The sequence below is a fragment of the Paenibacillus sp. FSL H8-0122 genome (assembly GCF_038005345.1).
Lineage (GTDB): Bacteria > Bacillota > Bacilli > Paenibacillales > Paenibacillaceae > Paenibacillus_AQ.
Window position 1 is genome coordinate 5,630,678 of the sequence record NZ_JBBOTB010000001.1, and the last position, 17,795, is coordinate 5,648,472.

The window sequence follows — 17,795 nt, forward strand, 5'->3', positions numbered from 1 at the left end:
TACATTCCGACCGCACCCACCCCAACCTGCAAATTGTGTTCGGTTTTTCGCATACATTCGGCACACGAACCCTCCCTCAGCCATAAGAGGCACCTTCTCTCCTCCGCACAAAAAAACACCGGCGCTATATTTCCAGCACCGGTGCCATGTATCCTCTGGCTAAGCAGACGTTTAGCCCCTTACCGCTTATTGCCCAGCATCTCATCTGCTCAACTGCGACAGAATCTGCGGGTCTTTGATCTTCGTGTCGTCGGCCAGCAGCACGACCTTGGAGAGGACCTCCGCTGTGCGCGGGTCCTCGTCCAGGAACGGCAGGAACAACCGCCCACGGTGCTGGGAATGCACCGGAATAATGGACAGGGCGCCCGCGGCCTGCTTGTATGCCTGGCCGCTGCCCAGATGCACGGCATACTCGCCGAGCGTACCGTCAATCCGCGCATAATTGCCGTCCAGCCGGACGTTCTCAATCTTCAGCAGCCGCAGCGATTCGCTGACGATGACCCGGCGCATCTCGACGGTCGTCAGGCTCGCTTCCGGATCGACGCCGCCGACATGGGCTACGCTGACGACGAGATCCACATCCCGCATAACCTCCGAGAACAGCACGGGCGGCACCTGATCCAGCGGCACGCCCTTGTAGGTCTTCCGGTCGAAGAACTGCACTGTCTCCAGTGTCGGCGCTTCCGTATCCGCTGGCGAGAACCAATCCGCCATGGCATAGAGCCGGACGATCAGGTTCTCGGCATAGAACACCTTCTGCAGCCCTTCCTCATAGCTGACCGTCCACTGCCGCCCCTTCAGGAGGGCGACTGTCTTGCTCGGCTGCACCTGATGGCCGGCATAACGGCGGGACAGCACGCCCTGGGCCAGCTCATCCTCATTCGGCAGATACAGCTCGCGGAAGACCTGCTTGAACGGCTGGCGGAGCTGACGGTCGAACAGGTCCTTCTGGTACAGGCTCCATTGTCCGCTGCGGTAGAAGTCCAGCGGATGGGCAATCTGCAGCACCCCCCCGGTGTCCACGGCCTGCCGCTCACCCGCCGGGCTTACCAACGCGCCCTGGTCCGCATCATAATACCCCAGCGCATCGCCGCTCTTCAGCACCAGCTTGCTGATCAGCGGAGCCAGCACCGGATTCCGGCTCAGCCCCGCGATCTCACCCGGCGTGAAGGTGCCGCCGGACGCCATCGACCGCTCCAGCTCAGCGCGGGCGCGGCGGAACTGGCCGGTCAGGTCGCTCTTGGCCTCCTTCAGCGCTTCGATCCGCTCATGCTTCTTGAAGCGCGCGGGCACCGACTTCAGCGCCTTGCCCTTGCTGGTCACCACAACATCGCTTTGCCCTTCCTCGTCGATGCTGAGCGAGACATAAGTCTCGTCATCCAGCGCATAAGGCTCGAAGTACGCGGCATAGTCGTCCAGCTTACGAGCTTCCATATCCCAGATCAAGCGGGTGACATCGGCATATCCGGCATTACGCGCCAGGTTGCCGAGCGCAATCTGCGCCACCGCGCCTTCGCTGGCGCGGCGCTGGGCGCCGAACTGCTTGCTCTCCGCCAGGAAGCGCTGGATGAATTCATACCGCCCGCGGATATCCTTCTCCCGGTCTGCCTCCAGCGGAATCAGGCTGTAGCTGAGCAGATGCTCTTTATTCCGCTTCTGCTCCACCGATTCCTTCATCTCCTTCAGGCTCAGCTTGCCGAGCGTAGCATCGGCGAACAGCTGGGAGCGGCGGTGGTTCGCACCGGCGGAGATATATTTGGCACAATCATAGAGCAGCTCGAAGCGTTCCTGGCCAAGCGCCTCATACGCTGACTGGAACCAGTTCACATCGAAGGCGCCGTCATTGAACTCCTGCGGGGTGATCGGCGAGTAATGCGCCACCACTGTCTCCTTCTCGGCCGAGAAGCTCTCGTTGATGTGGGCATGGAAGTACCAGGCCCCGCTGCGCAGCCCTTCCCAGCCCAGGTATCCGGCAATGATCTCTATCCACTGGGGGGCATACATGGCGGCTTCCAGCAGCTTTTGATCGGACAGCTTGTACTCCTGCAGCAAGGTCTTCAGCAGCTCCGCATTATCGCCCTCACGCGGATAACATACCTTCAGCAGATGGCTGAAGGATTCCTTCTTCGTAATATTGTTGCCATAGCCATACACGTACCCGCGCACGAAGGTATCCTTGTTCAGCCCTGACAGGATACGGATACAATACTCCAGGCCCTCGATCCGCTGCAGCCCCATCGTCATGCCGGTCACTTCGGTCGGCAGGTCGCCGCGCCCCAGCTCAACCGCCAGCAGAAGGTCGATGATCCGTGTACGCAGTGCAACCATCTCTGGACTGTTCTCAATCCAATCGTATCTGCGTGAACTGATCCAACTCATATGGTTACGTGCATCCGTACTCAGCAGCAGCTCCTTAAGCAGCGTCTCCTCGCGGATGATGCCACCAGTGAAGGCCTCGACATAGTGCTTCAGCCCGATGATGCTGTCCCGCTCTTCGCCGCCGCTGATCCTCTCGAACCGGTAGCAGGTACGGAACATCTCCTTGAACTCCTCCGGTCCCTTCCACAGCTTCTGGACCATATCGATCCACGGATCAGCCAGAACCGAGAGGAAGGGCCAGTCCGCCGCCAGCTTCTCTTCAGGGAAGGCAGCCACCAGGGCATTCACCGCACCATTTACCAACCGGAAGCTCTCCGGGCTCTTGTGGTCGGCACGGAACGCATCCAGCAGCGATTCTACCTGCCATCTGTACTTCAGCTTGTCCACCAGCTTCATCACAGCCTCGAGCTGCTCCAGCGGGTAGATTTTAGCCGCGAACTCCTTACGCCAGCCGGACAGCAGCTTCTGCTTGCTGAGTTCATCGTCATCGATGCCCATCGTATCATAACCGTCATAGTTATCCAGGGTCTCATCCAGCTCTTCCAGGCTCATATAGAAGTTCAGCTCCATCAGATCCCGGGCGCTCCAGCCGCTCTTGTCCCAATATTCAGCCCATACCTCATGCAGCGGGTACTGCCCGAGAGCCGATTTTCCACTCTCCTCATCGTTCAATAAGTACCCCTGCAGCGGTCTGAGATTGGTACCGATCAGCAGCGTATCCTTATATCCGCTGTAGTATTCGACCTCATACTCCACATCGCGGTGCTTGTGAACGGTGTTGTCCAGCTCCTTAAGAAACTTCTTGATCTGCTCCAGCGAGAGCTTGAACACCTGATCCCACTCGAATCCGTCCGCTGCCGGCCGCTGAGCCAGCCACTCCTCCGTCAACTTCGGATCGAACAAGCCGAAGCCGTTCGCCTTGGTATACTCGTTCTTCCGGCTCAGCCTTCCGATCAGCTCACGCTCCTGGTCAGAAGGCTTCACCAGCTCCTCCGCCAGCGGCCGCACGGCTTCGAACAGCGCCTGCCGCTCTTCATCCTCGAACAGCACCGTCATAATCTCAAGCCCCGCCTGCCGCTGCAAGGCATTCTTGCCTTGCACGAGCCTGCGGATGGAAGCCTCCAGCGTTTCCTCCGGCTGATTCAGCAGCATGAGGGTGACGCTCTGGCGCAGCGTGCCGGTCTTGAGCTTCAACAGCCCTTCCGCCATCAGCAGCTCATCCTCCGCCAGCGTCAGCTCCTGCGCCAGCTTCAGCGCAAGCTCGCGGTTCTTCATGCTTTTGTCGGAGAGGCTGGCGAAGATGAATTCGCGCTGCACAGCATCCTCTGCATCCTGCACGAAGTAGTTCAGCAGCTCCCCGCGCATATCCGGGCTCAGCTTGTCCTTATGGGCAAGCAGTTCGTTCACCCAGGCCGGGTCCATGTCATAAGAGATCAGATAGAGCATCTTCTGTACCGGCAGATCACGGGTATAGTTAATCTGCACGAAGTCCAGCACCTTGGACGGACCGCTCTGCTCCCGGCTGTCCGGATTCAGGAAGATGTCCTTCAGCAGGCTGAAGTCGCGCTGCCGCTCGCTTTTATCCGCAAGCTGGGGGCTGGTTCTGACCTCGATTCGTGGACCGTTATCCTTCGGCCCTCTCCACATCCGGTCATAATCGTAGTTGTAGTTCATCAGAATCCAGTACAGCAGCTCCGGCTCCTGCCCGTTCAGATGCTGCCGGGCGCTGCGCAGGCGGACCTCCTGGTTCTGGCTGTTCGAGAGTACATACTGGGCTACAATCTTCTGGTACAACTGTCCCTGCTCCATGAGAACGTCAACCTTGCCGATTAGCGCATTCTCTTCATAGACTGCCGTCCCCCACAAGCCAAGGTAGACATGGTTGGCATTCTCACTGGTCAGCCATTCCTCGCGCAGCGCTTCATCCGTCAGCACCTGATAGGCACCTTCTACCAGTTGCTTCGCCACCCGCTGGTTCTGCGCTTCCAGGCCCATGCCTGTCCATACGCCCAGGGCACGAACCACCGAGCTGTAGCGCACGAGATCATTGTCGAGAATCACCTTCAGCATATAGAGGTTATTCTCTATCGTCCCCTCATCCATCCGTTCGACAACCGACTGCCGCAGCCCCTCCTGCAGACGGGCAGCGACCAGCAGCTCACCTACCATATGCATAGCCGCCTGATTGTGGCTGAGGAATACACCCTTCAGCATACTGTGACTAAGCTGCGCCGCCTGGTTGTCTCCATATACGGCTTCCTTGAGCAGATCCTCCATGCCGCTGCCGCCGCGGTCCAGCTCATAGGCGACTACATCCGGAACAGCCACATCCACACGGTAGGAGGTACTGTAGTCTTTATCCAGATTGCCCTTGAAATATTCCGGCAGCGAGAATTCAACCATCTCCATATAGATCAGAGCATTGATTTTACGAAGAATCTGCAGCCGGTGCGGCTGAACCTCCCGGGTACGGAACGGCCGGCGCAGATACCCTATGGCATAAGGGTACTCCATCGCATGATTAACTATGTAACGGGCAAGCTCAACAGTATGTGTGCTGTACAGCTGCTGCATGACTTGGAACAGAGGCTCCCAGTAACCGGCAAAATCACTCCGGGCAGCGTCTGCACGCGCTTCCAGTATAGCCATGAAGCGGTCCAGCGAATCCTCCCCTTCATGGAGGTAGCGGGTCTTGCTGAACTCTGCCAGCAGAGGTGCAAGCTCTGCGCCTTCCCCTTTGAGCCCCTTCGCTTTACTCTCGATCTCTTCGTACCACTGAGTCTCCCACTCTGCATTTCCGAACTTCATCCTGTCATCTCCCTCACCATAATCTTCCTGCCAGCATCGTGAACCGGATCAGCGTCAGCTCATCGCCCTCTTCGAGCCTCAGCGGCTCATCCAGCGCGGAGCATTCCTCTTCCTGCACGAACACCTTATACAATCCGTCTTCAAAAGCAAGCAGTGCCGCTGCCGTAGCCTGCTCTACCTCAGGCTTCGTCTCACCGTACACTGTGCCGAACCCGACCTTGCCGTTATCGCCCTGCTCCGCAATTTCACTTGCGGTCAGGTAGGGGATCAGCTCCCCCTGCTCCTGGCGCTCCCGCATCGCCTGCACCTGCCCGGCTACAATCTCCGAGATCAGTGCGCGAAGCGTCTGCGGATGGGACGCAAGCAGCAGCTCCTTCCGCTCCAGCACCGCCTTGCGTTTCCCCAGGCTTTTGACGGTTACATACAGCTTCATGGCCTTCCCTCCTTACCTCAATAGCTCTATTCGACAGATTATCTTGTTCATTACCCGATTTCGCAGATATCAACCCGTTCCCCCGGCCGAAAATTCAAATTTGTGCGGATACAGGGCATCCGGTATCTGTACAGCGCTTTTTTTGCTAAAATAGAAGGGTCGGCGCATTTCCGGGCAATCTTGGCGCCAGTCACTGAAACGGAGGCATTACCTGTGGATTATATTATTCTGGACATCGAATTCAACGGCCGCAAATTTGCCAGCGAGCATCCCATGGAGGTCATTGAGATCGGAGCGGTCCGGTTAGACGCTTCATTGCAGGTTAAGGATGAATTCTCAGCCTTAATCAGACCCATATACTTCTCCACCCTGAATTCATTCATCAAGAAAAAAACCGGCATCCCCCAGGAGGATATCGACGTCGCCAGCCGGTTCCCGAAGGTGATTACCGCCTTCAGAGCGTGGCTCGACCAGAGTGCTGACGGCGTGCTGCTCTTAACCTGGGGCGGCGAGGATATGAAGCGGATTATCCAGGATGTGCGGATGCACAAGATGGATGATGCCTACTGGATGGAGGCCACCTACTTCGATCTGCTTAAGGGCGTCCTGCGCGCCCGCGGCCTCAGTAACGACATCAGCGTAGAAGGGGCTATGGCCCTCTTCGGCCTGGAGCCTTCCGGCTCCGCCCACCGCGCGCTGGACGATGCCAAGATGACGGCGGAGATCTTCCGCGCAGTCTTCAACGAGCTGGACTTCGGGCGGTCGCAGCATTATGTCGATACCTTCTCGAACGCCAGGGAGCGCAAGACGGTTAAGATCGCCATCAAAGCGATGACCGCCCAGAAAATCGTCCCCACCTGGGAGCTGGTCGCCGAGCATTACTTCCCTGCGGAGGATGCCCTGGCGGACCCCCGGAAGCTGGCAGAGCTTAAGGCGTATTTCACCGCCCAGCTTGGCAAGAAATAGCCCCCTACCCGCGCACAGCAGCGGCAATCTCCCGAGGCATAGCCCGGGCGGTTGCCGCTGTTTGCTTTTCCAGCACCCACGGTTACCCGCCCCTCTGTCCGGTTATTCTACCAAATAAAGAGTTGACCTTGCCGTTACGTTAAAGTGTACAGTTAGATATGTAAGCGGCCGCTTACCCTGCGGGAACGCCTTGAACCCGTTCTCTGCTGTATACGCCAAGACAGATTGGAGGCAGATAGGACTATGGAATATACGGTGCAGAAGCTGGGGACACTCGCGGGGATCAGTGCACGGACCCTGCGGTATTACGATGAATTCGGCATTCTGAAGCCGGCCAGAATCAGCTCCTCGGGATACCGGATCTACAGCCAGGCCGAGGTAGACCTGTTGCAGCAGATTCTGTTCTACCGGGAACTGGGCCTCAGCCTGGAGGCGATCAGGGATATTGTCCATTCGCCCTCCTTCGACAGCGCCCGCGCCCTGCGGGAGCACCATGACCAGCTGCTTCAGCGTAGAGCGCAGCTGGACCGGCTCATCGCGAACGTCGAGCAGACCATTGCACACACAGAAGGGAGAAGTATAATGAGCAATCAGGAGAAATTCGCAGGCTTCAAGCAGAAGCTGATTGACGATAACGAGCAGAAGTACGGCCAGGAGATCCGGGAGCAATACGGCGCGGAAGCTGTGGAGCAATCGAACCGCAAGCTCAGCCATATGACGGAGGAGCAGTACGCTGCCCTTCAACAACTGGAGGCCGATATGTTCGCGTCACTGGAGCAGGCGATGGAGGAAGGCGGCCCGGCAAGCGAACTGGCGCAAAAGGCCGCCGATCTGCACCGCCAGTGGCTAAGCTTCTACTGGGATACGTACACCAAGGAAGCCCATGCCGGTGTTGCCCAGATGTATGTCCAGGATGAGCGCTTCACCGCTTATTACGACCAGCGCCGCCCCGGCATGGCCGCGTTCCTGCGGGATGCGGTGCATGTGTATACTGGAGCGAAGCAGTAGACGTAATCGTTTGGCATAGCAAAGAGGCAGCCGGATTAACGGCTGCCTCTCTTTTTTATGCTGAAACGTTATTCCAGCTCAATCATCATCCTCGTCGGAATCGGTATCGGTGTACACAACCTTGGCAGTATACGCATCGACACCTACTTCTGTCTTGACCTGCCCGTTCCTGATTTCAACCTCGTAGACAGCGCCCCCGTGCTCCCGGTCCAGATCTATCTCGGTAACCGTCCCCTTCACAGCAGCCTGAGCCACCTCAGCCGCCTTGCCTGCGGTAATCATCTTCCCGCCTGAGGCCGGAGCTGCCTTATGAGAGTCACCATTGTCTGCATCCTTGCGCAGGCTGATCACTTTTCCCGAATACGCATCTACCCGGACATCTATCTCCTGCTTGGTCTGCTGAATTTCGATATCGTAATACGTGCCGCTGGCCTTCTTCTCCAGATCGATGCTCTCCACCTGTCCCGGAGCTGCCTTCAAGGCAATCTGCTCGGCTTTGCTTACACTAATTAACGTTTTGCTCTGACTCTTCACTGCTGCGGCTGCTTCTGCCGTACTGCCCTTCAGCTCGCCTATACCATAAGCGCCACCGAGAATAAGTGCTGCCGCCGTGATACTGCTCCATATCTTTGTCTTCAATGTTAACGCCTCCTAAGTTCATTCTTCGCTGCTTCATGTAGTAACTATAACGCTACAATCTGAGAGAACAGCGGGAGCAACATTAGAATTCGCTGAGAAAAAAGTAAACAGAGCACTAGTAATCGTCCCCATCCGGCTCTTCCCAGGTCACAGACATGATATGGCCCGAGATGGCATTCACCTGGACTACGGCCTCACGCCCGTCTGAAGTATGAATCTCCACTAGGTAAAAAGCGCCCGCCGCATCGATTCCCGTATCCACATCGTCCAGCTTCCCCGGTACCTCAAGCAGAGCGAGCCTGACAGCCTCCGCTTCGGAGACTACGCTCTGCGCCGCCGGGGTAGGTGCTGGTGACGGGGTAGCCTCAGCTCCTCCAGATGGCGCTGGAGTAGCGGCAGACGTAGGCTGCACCGCCGGTTCGTCCGCGCGCTTCAACAGCACGATGGAGAGAATCTCGCCGCTAACCCCGTCCAGCTTCAGCTCATACCGTCCCTGCTCCGTCTGAAGCTCTGCTACATAAGCTCCAGCTTGCAGCTTCAGACTCTCTACCTTACCGGCATATTCGTTCAGCACGGCCTGCTCCGCCTGATCTCTGGATAACAGCGGCTCCGAATCCTTCCCGAATATCCAGAAGGCAACCCAAGCCAGCAACAGGAAGACAACCATACCTATGACTGCCTTGTACATTTTGCTCTTGTTCCTTGGATGCTGGTTCATTGTCCACCTCCCCTGCGGTCCGCAGCCATACGGATCGTCACCGAGGTTCCCAGGCCTACCGTACTATCCATGGACAGCTCCGCTCCGATCGCCCCCGCGATCTCTGCGGCAAGCGACAGCCCCAGGCCTGCCCCTCCATTCTCACGGGTTCTCGCCTCATCCACTCTGTAGAAACGGTCGAATATCTTCGGCAGCTCCTCCGGCGGAATTCCAATGCCGCGGTCGGTAATCACAATCATCCGTTCCTGCCCGGAAGCCTCAATACGCACGGTTATCTGCTCATCGCTGTATTTGCGGGCATTGTCCAGGAAGATGAACAGCAACTGCCGGAGCTTCGCTTCATCGCTGTAGCCCTCAGCCGGCCCCTTGACCTGAACCGTGACCTCTCTCCCGTACGCATTATGAAAAGCCTTCGCCGAAGAACGGGCCAGCTCCTCCAGATCTATCACCTTCAGCTCCAGATCCCACTGCTCCGGGTGCTTTGCCAGCAATAGCAGCTGCTCCGTCATTTCCTTCATCCGCACAGCTTCGGAGTGTATGGCCTCAACCGATTCATCAAACAGCTCCGGGTGATCCAGCCCTCTACGCTTCAGCAGACTGGCATAGCTCTCAATAACCGTCAGCGGTGTGCGCAGCTCATGGGAGGCATCCGACACAAATTTCTCCTGCTTCACATAATTACTCTCCAGGAGGCCTATCATTTCGTTGAAGGTATGCCCCATCTCCACCAGCTCATCCTTCGAGTGTGCTTCCAGCGGAAGCCTGCGGAATTTCCCGCTGCGCTGAATCTCCCGCATAGTCGCCGTCATTTGCACGATGGGCCGCATAATCAGGCCCGACAACAGGCGGCTGGAGAGCAGCAGCGGAAGCAGCGCCGCAAGCGCAGCCCCGGCCAGGACCAGCCGCAGCACCCGCAGCGTATCCATCGTGCTCTCCAGACTTTTGGTCATCTGGAGATTCAGGACGTTCCCGTCCGTCCAGATGACGGGAATGCTTACGAACGCGTACAAGCGTCCGTCCACCCGGACCCGCTCCGCCTGCTTCCCGGAATGGTAGACCGGCTTCACCCGGCTGATCTCCTGCCCGGAGACTGAGGTGACTGGCGCCGGTCCGCTACCGTCCGCAGAGAGCAGCCGCAGCATTCCCTCCACCGGCACATAAGCCCGGAGCAGCTCCGGTGCCGTTACCCCGTCTCCGGCTTTTCTAATCGCGGCAGCGATTCTAACCGTCTCGGCAGAAGCCTGCCCGAGCTGGCTGTCTAGTGACATCCGGCTGAACACGGCGTAGATGAACAGATTCATAAGGACAAGAAGCACGGCAAACAGCACGCTGGAATACAGATGAATGGTGCTCCGCAGCTTCATGGGGCATCCTTCAGCACATAACCAACGCCCCGCACGGTATGAATCAATTCAGGCTGGTGGTCCAGCGTGATTTTCTTGCGGACATAGCGGATATAGACATCCACAATATTCGTATCGCCGTAATAATCGTACCCCCAGACGGCAGCCATGATCTGTTCCCTGTTCAGCACCTGGCGCTTATTCTTCAGCAGGTAGACCAGCAGGTCGAACTCCCGGGGAGTCAGCTCGATGCTCCGGCCTGCCCGCTTCACCTCCCGCGTAGCTTCGTTCAGCTCCAGATCATCTGCCATCAGCAGGTTGACGGCTTCCTCTCTCCTCCGCCCCGAGGCCAGCCGCAGCGCAGCACGGACACGCGCCAGCAGCTCCTCAATTTGAAACGGCTTCGTAATATAATCATTGGCCCCAAGGTCCAGGCCTGATACTTTATCCTCTACCGAGCTTTTGGCTGTAAGCAGCAGCACCGGCGTATCGGAATCACCCGCCCGGATTCGCCGCAGCAGCTCTATGCCGCTGAATCCAGGCAGCATCACATCCAGCAATAACAGATCCGGCTGCTGCTCCTGGTACATCTCCAGCCCCTGATGGCCGCTCCCGGCAATGGACACACGGTATCCCTCGCATTCCAGCTCTATCTGCAGCAGACGGGCAATTCTCACCTCATCCTCCACAACCAGAATCAATTCTGTCATCGGCGCTCCGCCCCTTCTACTTGATTGCCTCCATTGTAGGGCATGGGCAGCTACACTTTCAAACTCCGCCCGCTATTTGCTATCTCTCTATATGCAAAAGGGTGCTTCCACCGTAATCCCGGCCGGAAACACCCTGTCTATCCCCATTCCTGCTGCGTCTGTACCGGCAGCCGCTACAAGCTGCGGTGCAGCAGCGTAAGCACACCGCGCAGCTCGGCAACTGCCACCTGCCCCGGTGCCGAAGGCTTATGCGCCGCACCGAAGGTCAGCGCCGAGCCGAAGATCTCTCCGGCCAGCCGGCTGATCACGCCCTCCCCGGCCATCGACATCGTAATGATCGGACGGTCCGCATACTGCTCCTGCATCCGGTTCGTCGCCGCCAGCAAGGTCAGCACATCGGCTGGACCTTGCGGCATTACGGCAATCTTGGGCAGATCGCCGCCCAGCTCCTGCGCCCGGCGCAGCCGGGAGACAATCTCCTCCTCGGACGGCGTCCCGTGGAAATCATGATTCGAGACAATCACGAACACCGCCTGCGCATGCGCTGCGGCAATCAGCTTGCGGACTTCCGCTTCCTCATGGAACAGCTCCACATCCACAATATCCACCAGTCCGCTCTCTACCGCAGCCAGGTTCAACTCGAAGTAATAGGCGGTGGAGATTTCCTTCTCCCCGCCCTCCCTGGCGCTGCGGAAGGTGAAGATCAGCGGAATCTCCGGCAGCAGACGCTGAATGTCTTCCAGCACCTGGGTTACGGCATTAATATCTTCCACCTCCGTGAAGAAATCACTGCGCCACTCCACCACATCCGGCGCCAGTGCGAGCAAAGCCTCAGCTTCTTCACGCAGCTCCGTTCGCGTTGTTCCGACCAGCGGAACACAGATTTTGGGCATCCCTTCTCCGAGGGTTATATTCTTGACGGTTACTGTACCGCTCAAACGTGTCAGCTCCTTAGCGGACCCGGAGTCTCAGCGCTTCCTCTGACGCTCCCCGCTTAATTTGTCTATTAGCATCTGCTTCCTCTATCTCACATACGGAATCTACTGGGATCTACAGGTCTTGTGGCTCCGCATTAGCAGCTGTCCGCAGGAACTGCTCTACCTCTTCCAGTCTGGGCAGAGAAGCAATCGCACCGGTCTTGCCAACCGCCAGCGCACCGACCGCATTGGCGAAGCGGACCGCCTCCTCCAGCGTCCTGCCGCAGGTCAGCTGCCAGGCCAGCGCCCCGTTGAAGGAATCTCCGGCTGCCACCGTATCTACCGCCTGCACCGGGAACCCCTGGACATGCCGGCTTCCGGCAGCATCCACGATTAGCGCCCCTTTGGAGCCCAGCGTTACAATGACGTGCCGGACCCCTTTTGACAGCATCATCCGGGCCGCACGCTCTGCATCCTCCACACTCTCCACAGAGATGCCGGCCAGAATCCCCGCCTCTGTCTCATTCGGAGTCAGGTAGGCGACATGGTGCAGCAGCTCATCGCTCAGCGGCTGGGCCGGAGCTGGATTAAGAATCACCGGAATCCCATGCCGGTAAGCCAGGACTGCTGCAGCCTCGCACATCGCCAGATCCGTCTCCAGCTGCATCACCACGATCCCGGCACCGCTGATCACGGTCTCAAGTGCTTCAATATCCTCCGGCTTCATCTCCACATTCGCGCCAGGCACCACAATGATCCGGTTCTCACCGGCACCGTCCACCACAATGGAAGCCACCCCTGTAGCCTGGGATTCACTCTGTGAGATATACGCAGTATGAACCCGCTCCTGCTCCATAATCTCCAGCAGCCCGCTGCCAAAAGCATCCTTCCCCACTCTGCCGATCATCGTCACATCCGCGCCCAGTCTGGCCGCCGCGACGGCCTGATTCGCCCCTTTTCCGCCCGGAGACAGAGCAAATCCCTGACCGAACAGGGTCTCACCCGCCTCCGGCGCGCGCTCTGCCCGTACGACCATATCCATATTCAGACTTCCAATTACGACTATACTCAATCCTTTACACCACCACTTGGTTTATTGTTTGCTTTATGGTTTAGCTTATGATTTAGATGAAGCTTGTACATTTATTCTCCCCTTATCTTATGGCCTTCCGGCAGGTTTATCAAATTTTATTTATCGGCTCAGCAGGCGGTCATTCGTCACCGAAACTCCGCTGTGCTTTTTAAGGATAAATATGCTAGAATGATGGTGAAATCGCTCCCAGAGCATTCTTGTCCCCAATTGAGCAAACGTTTGCATCTTAGATACAGCCTGCAGCATTTCTTATTGGCAGCATCATCTAAATCGCATTTAGGAGGCTTATCACGTGAGCGAGAACCACTTGCCGTCAGTAGCTTATTTCAGCATGGAGTATGGACTGCATTCCGATTTCAAAATGTACGCCGGAGGCCTGGGCATTCTGGCCGGAGATTACATCAAGGGCGCGCAGGATATCGGGGCACCCATCATCCCCATCGGACTCAAATGGAAACAGGGCTACACGGACCAGAGGATTGATGCGGACGGCAATCCCTACGACTCTTACTACAACTATGTGTACGACTTCCTGGAAGATACGGGCGTCAAGGTCACGGTAAAAGTCAGAAAGACCGATGTGGTCTGCAAAGTGTGGAGAACCGACCGGTTCGGCAACCGTCCGCTCTATTTGCTCGACACCGATATCCCGGAGAACAGCGATGCCTGGATTACCGGCCAGCTCTACGGCTGGTTCGGGGAAGAGCGGATTGCCCAGGAGATCGTTCTGGGCATCGGCGGCGTCAAAGCCATGCGCGCTCTAGGAATTAAGATCGATGTCTATCACTTCAACGAGGGACATGCGGCGCTCGCTGCAATTGAGCTGATCCGGGAGAAGATGTCCGGCGGCAGTACCTTTGAAGAAGCCTGGAAGGCTACACGGGAAGAGGTTGTGTTCACTACACATACACCGATCAAGGAAGGCAACGAGACACATCCGCTGGACCGTCTGGAGTACATGGGAGCCTTCAACAGCCTAACCCGCGCCCAGATGGAGCGGATCGGCGGAGAGCCGTTCAACATGACAGTTGCCGGTCTGCGGCTGTCGAGAATCTCGAATGCAGTGGCTCAGCTTCATGCCGACACCGCTAACAAAATGTGGAAGGAAGTCGCCGGCAGATCCGAGATCATCGGCATCACCAATGCGATCCACACGCCTACCTGGGTAGATGAGCGGATGACCCGTGCTTTTGAGGAGGGCGGCGACCTGTGGGCCGTGCACAAGGAGATCAAGCAGGAGCTGATCGGCTTCATTGAAGAACGGTCCGGGATTGCCCTGAATGCAGACAATTTGCTCATTGGCTTCTCCCGCCGGGCGGCTCCTTACAAGCGCAGTGACCTGATCTTCTCCCAGCCGGATATTATAGAGCCGTACCTGGAGAGCGGCAAGATTCAGATTGTGTTCTCCGGCAAGGCACACCCGCTGGACGACAACGGCAAGCGGATCGTCAGCAACCTTGTAGCCATGATGCGCAAATATCCGAAGAGCGTAGTCTTCCTGGAGAACTACGATATGACCATCGGAGCCCGGCTGACCCGCGGCTCTGACATCTGGCTGAACAATCCGCGCAGACCGCTCGAAGCCAGCGGAACCTCCGGGATGAAGGCCGCCATGAACGGCGTCCTGAACTGTTCCATCCTGGACGGCTGGTGGCCGGAAGCCTGCATGGACGGCGAGAACGGCTGGCAGATCGGCGGCGGCTTCGAGACTACCGACTTTGCGGTGCTTGACCAGCATGACAGCGATGCACTGTACGAGACCCTTCTGAACCGCGTCCTCCCGGTTTTCTATGAGGATCAGGCGAAGTGGGTGCAGATGATGCACCGCAGCATCGAGACCACCCGCACCGAATTCGCCACCAAGCGCATGCTGGATGAATACTATAACCGTATGTATATCCCAAGCTAACTTACAGTAGTTTTTGCTCCCGTCAACCGCATCCAGTTGTTGCTGCTCCGTTACTGTTCACGAATCCCCCCTCCTGTCCGCTGCTGCGGGCGGGAGTTTTTTTGCCCACTCTTCACTCTCCGCTTCCGCTTCATCTAAGCCAAATTTCCTTGTCTGTAACCTCCAGCTCTGGCATGAACCTGCTTTCTTCCGCATAAGGTTAATTATAATAATTATAAAAAAGGATTGATTTTATTTAAATTCTTGTTATTATAATATTTATACTTAATCTAAAATCAAATCCTATACGAGGTGATTGTGTTCATGACCACAAACCATAACAACAAGCTAACGACAAGCTGGGGCGCCCCCGTAGGTGACAACCAGAATTCAATGACCGCCGGTGCCCGTGGCCCCGTGCTGCTGCAGGATGTCCACCTGCTGGAGAAGCTGGCCCACTTCAACCGTGAGCGTGTTCCTGAGCGTGTCGTTCATGCCAAAGGCGCCGGTGCCCATGGTTATTTTGAAGTCACCAATGATCTCTCCCAATATACGAAGGCTGCATTCTTATCGGGGGTTGGCAAACGCACCCCGATGTTCATCCGTTTCTCTACCGTTGCCGGGGAGCTGGGTTCATCCGATACTGTGCGCGATCCGCGCGGCTTTGCTGTGAAATTCTACACTGAGGAAGGCAACTACGACCTGGTCGGCAATAACACGCCTGTCTTTTTCATCCGTGATGCCATCAAGTTCCCGGACTTTATCCATACCCAGAAGCGCCATCCGCAGACCCATCTGAAGAACCCGAATGCCGTCTGGGACTTCTGGTCCCTCTCCCCCGAGTCTCTGCACCAGGTGACGATTCTGATGTCCGACCGCGGCATCCCGGCTACTCTCCGCCATATGCATGGCTTCGGCAGCCATACGTTCAAGTGGGTGAATGCTGAAGGCGCAGCCGTCTGGGTGAAATACCACTTCAAGACAGAGCAGGGCGTCAAGAACCTCGATGTTAAGCTGGCCGCACAGTTAGCCGGGGAGAACCCGGATTATCATACAGCGGATTTGTTCAACGCCATTGATACTGGAGACTTCCCGGCCTGGAGGCTGCATGTGCAGATTATGCCTGTGGAAGATGCCGACACCTACCGCTTCGATCCGTTTGATGTCACCAAGGTGTGGTCGCAGAAGGATTATCCGTTGATTGAGGTAGGCCGCATGGTGCTGGACCGCAATCCTGAGAATTACTTCGCCGAAGTGGAGCAGGCTACCTTTTCCCCCGGCTCGTTCGTTCCAGGCATAGAAGCTTCTCCAGATAAAATGCTTCAGGGCCGCCTCTTCGCATACGGAGATGCCCACCGCTACCGGGTAGGAGCGAACCATAACCACCTGCCGATTAACCGGCCTGTCGCAGAGGTCAACAATAATCAGCGCGACGGCGCGATGAATGCTACGAATAACGGGGGAGGCTCCGTCTACTACGAGCCCAACAGCTCCGGCGGGGCAACCGAGTCAGCGCCGCATAAAGCGGCTGCTTTTGAAGTCTCCGGCCAGGCAGACAGCGTGTCTTATGACCATGACGATCACTACACCCAACCGGGGGACCTGTACCGTCTGCTCAGTGAAGAGGAACGTGCCCGGCTCGTGAGCAATATTGTTGGTGCCATGACTCCAGTGGAGTCCGAGGAGATCAAGCTCCGCCAGATTGGCCACTTCTACCAAGCCGATCCGGAGTTTGGCCGGCGTATCGCAGAAGGACTGGGATTGGCTGTAACAGAGTAACCTCCATCCACAGCAAAGAAGGGGTAAGCATCGCTTACCCCTTCTTTGCATGATATGCAGCTTATATTTCCAGATTCATGAGACAGAGAGATTTTAGACTAGTGGCCTGCTCCGTGATTGTTAATAGAGATATTGCCGGAGGATGCGGATAAGTGACCGCCTGCGCTTGCCGTTGTTACCACTACGCTTGCGCTAATCAACAATACGGCTGTTAATAACGAGATCGCCTTTTTCATCTTTTAAAAACTCCCTCTCTAAGATATTTTTCATTACATTTTGATAAGATTCTTGTTGTTCTGCGGTCGCATGGCTCCGGATATGTTCATAAAACGACACGATTTTCCTAAAGCCTGTCCCGTCATAAAGTTTACTACTTATTACCAAAATATAGAGAGTCAGATTAATTGCATCATGAATTTTCTCCCTTTTATACAAATAAATTGCACTAAGATGCATGTAGTCTATGTAGTATCTGATATCTTCCTGCTTCTCTCTGCAGCTTAGTTCCTGTAGCGGCTCATTGAATTCATCCAGTACCCAGTCGATAGAAAAGTTGTACTTAATGGCAGATTCCAGCACAGTAATCAAGCAGGCAAGCAGCTCCTCCTGGTCCCCTGTACGAATGAATTCAACATAATCAGGGAGAACTTCTACCTTTCCTTCCAGTAGATCAATGACGAAGGTGTTGGCTATCGCAATGTTCCTGTAGTATTCCACTTCTGCGGCAGCTTCCTGATCCGCATCCGTGATCCAGCTCAAATCCGAATACAAGCCTATACACTTTCTTGATTCAGCGAGGTTACCGAGCTTTTGGTAGGCAATGCCCTTCATGCACGCACTGTAGCCGAGATAATACGCTATATTTTTTTTCAAATAATACTTCTTTGCACCCTGTTGATGGGAGCCGTAGGTTAGAACTGCAAGTTCAAAGAGCTTGTCTGAAATCTCGAGAATTGCCGTCCAGTTCTCCCATGAGAACGAGACTTTAAGCATATCTGTCAAAGAGTCTTCATTCATCCCATCCAGTTCCAGCAATTTCTATCTTGCCTCCTATCATTCCATTATATTCCAATAATAACCTGCTTCACCGCTCCGGTCAATTCATTCCCAACAT

At 56.2% G+C, this 17,795-nt stretch carries 13 protein-coding genes; 4 read left to right on the forward strand and 9 right to left on the reverse strand.

Annotation, left to right across the window (positions count from 1 at the left end; all coding sequences use genetic code 11):
* Positions 1-201: 201 nt before the first annotated feature.
* On the reverse strand, positions 202-5,187 hold the full coding sequence (locus NSS64_RS24245) for a DUF4132 domain-containing protein (RefSeq protein WP_341141799.1): 4,986 nt from the start codon (positions 5,185-5,187) through the stop codon (positions 202-204).
* Between the two features lie 13 nt (positions 5,188-5,200).
* Positions 5,201-5,620, reverse strand: coding sequence for a hypothetical protein (locus NSS64_RS24250; protein ID WP_340944062.1), 420 nt, complete (start codon positions 5,618-5,620; stop codon positions 5,201-5,203).
* 213 nt (positions 5,621-5,833) lie between these two features.
* On the opposite strand from NSS64_RS24250, the gene NSS64_RS24255 reads away from it, so the two are divergent.
* Positions 5,834-6,586 (forward strand): 3'-5' exonuclease, encoded by a 753-nt coding sequence (locus NSS64_RS24255; RefSeq protein WP_340978571.1) that lies wholly within the window; start codon positions 5,834-5,836, stop codon positions 6,584-6,586.
* A 243-nt stretch (positions 6,587-6,829) separates the two neighbouring features.
* Positions 6,830-7,594: a MerR family transcriptional regulator gene (locus NSS64_RS24260; RefSeq protein WP_341141800.1), complete on the forward strand. Its 765-nt coding sequence runs from the start codon at positions 6,830-6,832 to the stop codon at positions 7,592-7,594.
* A 78-nt stretch (positions 7,595-7,672) separates the two neighbouring features.
* On the opposite strand, the gene NSS64_RS24265 is transcribed toward NSS64_RS24260, so the two are convergent.
* The 6 genes from NSS64_RS24265 to rbsK all read right to left on the reverse strand — a co-directional run bounded on the left by NSS64_RS24265 (position 7,673) and on the right by rbsK (position 12,993).
* Positions 7,673-8,233: a PepSY domain-containing protein gene (locus NSS64_RS24265; RefSeq protein WP_341141801.1), complete on the reverse strand. Its 561-nt coding sequence runs from the start codon at positions 8,231-8,233 to the stop codon at positions 7,673-7,675.
* Between the two features lie 115 nt (positions 8,234-8,348).
* Positions 8,349-8,951, reverse strand: coding sequence for a PepSY domain-containing protein (locus NSS64_RS24270; RefSeq protein ID WP_341141802.1), 603 nt, complete (start codon positions 8,949-8,951; stop codon positions 8,349-8,351).
* On the reverse strand, positions 8,948-10,315 hold the full coding sequence (locus tag NSS64_RS24275) for a sensor histidine kinase (RefSeq protein WP_340978565.1): 1,368 nt from the start codon (positions 10,313-10,315) through the stop codon (positions 8,948-8,950). The genes NSS64_RS24270 and NSS64_RS24275 overlap by 4 nt, the downstream gene beginning before the upstream one ends.
* Positions 10,312-11,004: a response regulator transcription factor gene (locus tag NSS64_RS24280; RefSeq protein ID WP_340978564.1), complete on the reverse strand. Its 693-nt coding sequence runs from the start codon at positions 11,002-11,004 to the stop codon at positions 10,312-10,314. The genes NSS64_RS24275 and NSS64_RS24280 overlap by 4 nt, the downstream gene beginning before the upstream one ends.
* Positions 11,005-11,177: 173 nt before the next feature.
* Complete coding sequence (gene aroD, locus NSS64_RS24285; RefSeq protein WP_341141803.1) at positions 11,178-11,942, reverse strand: type I 3-dehydroquinate dehydratase; 765 nt, start codon at positions 11,940-11,942, stop codon at positions 11,178-11,180.
* A 112-nt stretch (positions 11,943-12,054) separates the two neighbouring features.
* Positions 12,055-12,993, reverse strand: coding sequence for a ribokinase (rbsK, locus tag NSS64_RS24290; protein ID WP_341141804.1), 939 nt, complete (start codon positions 12,991-12,993; stop codon positions 12,055-12,057).
* 313 nt (positions 12,994-13,306) lie between these two features.
* Between rbsK and glgP the strand changes: the two genes are divergently transcribed.
* Positions 13,307-14,923, forward strand: a complete 1,617-nt coding sequence (glgP, locus tag NSS64_RS24295; RefSeq protein WP_341141805.1) for an alpha-glucan family phosphorylase — start codon at positions 13,307-13,309, stop codon at positions 14,921-14,923.
* A 303-nt stretch (positions 14,924-15,226) separates the two neighbouring features.
* Positions 15,227-16,681 carry a catalase KatA gene (katA, locus tag NSS64_RS24300; RefSeq protein WP_341141806.1) on the forward strand — a complete coding sequence of 485 codons (1,455 nt, stop codon included), beginning with the start codon at positions 15,227-15,229 and terminating at the stop codon, positions 16,679-16,681.
* A 192-nt stretch (positions 16,682-16,873) separates the two neighbouring features.
* Here the strand turns inward: katA and NSS64_RS24305 are convergent, their stop codons facing one another.
* Positions 16,874-17,716, reverse strand: a complete 843-nt coding sequence (locus NSS64_RS24305) for a DNA-binding protein (RefSeq protein ID WP_340944081.1) — start codon at positions 17,714-17,716, stop codon at positions 16,874-16,876.
* Positions 17,717-17,795: the final 79 nt, after the last annotated feature.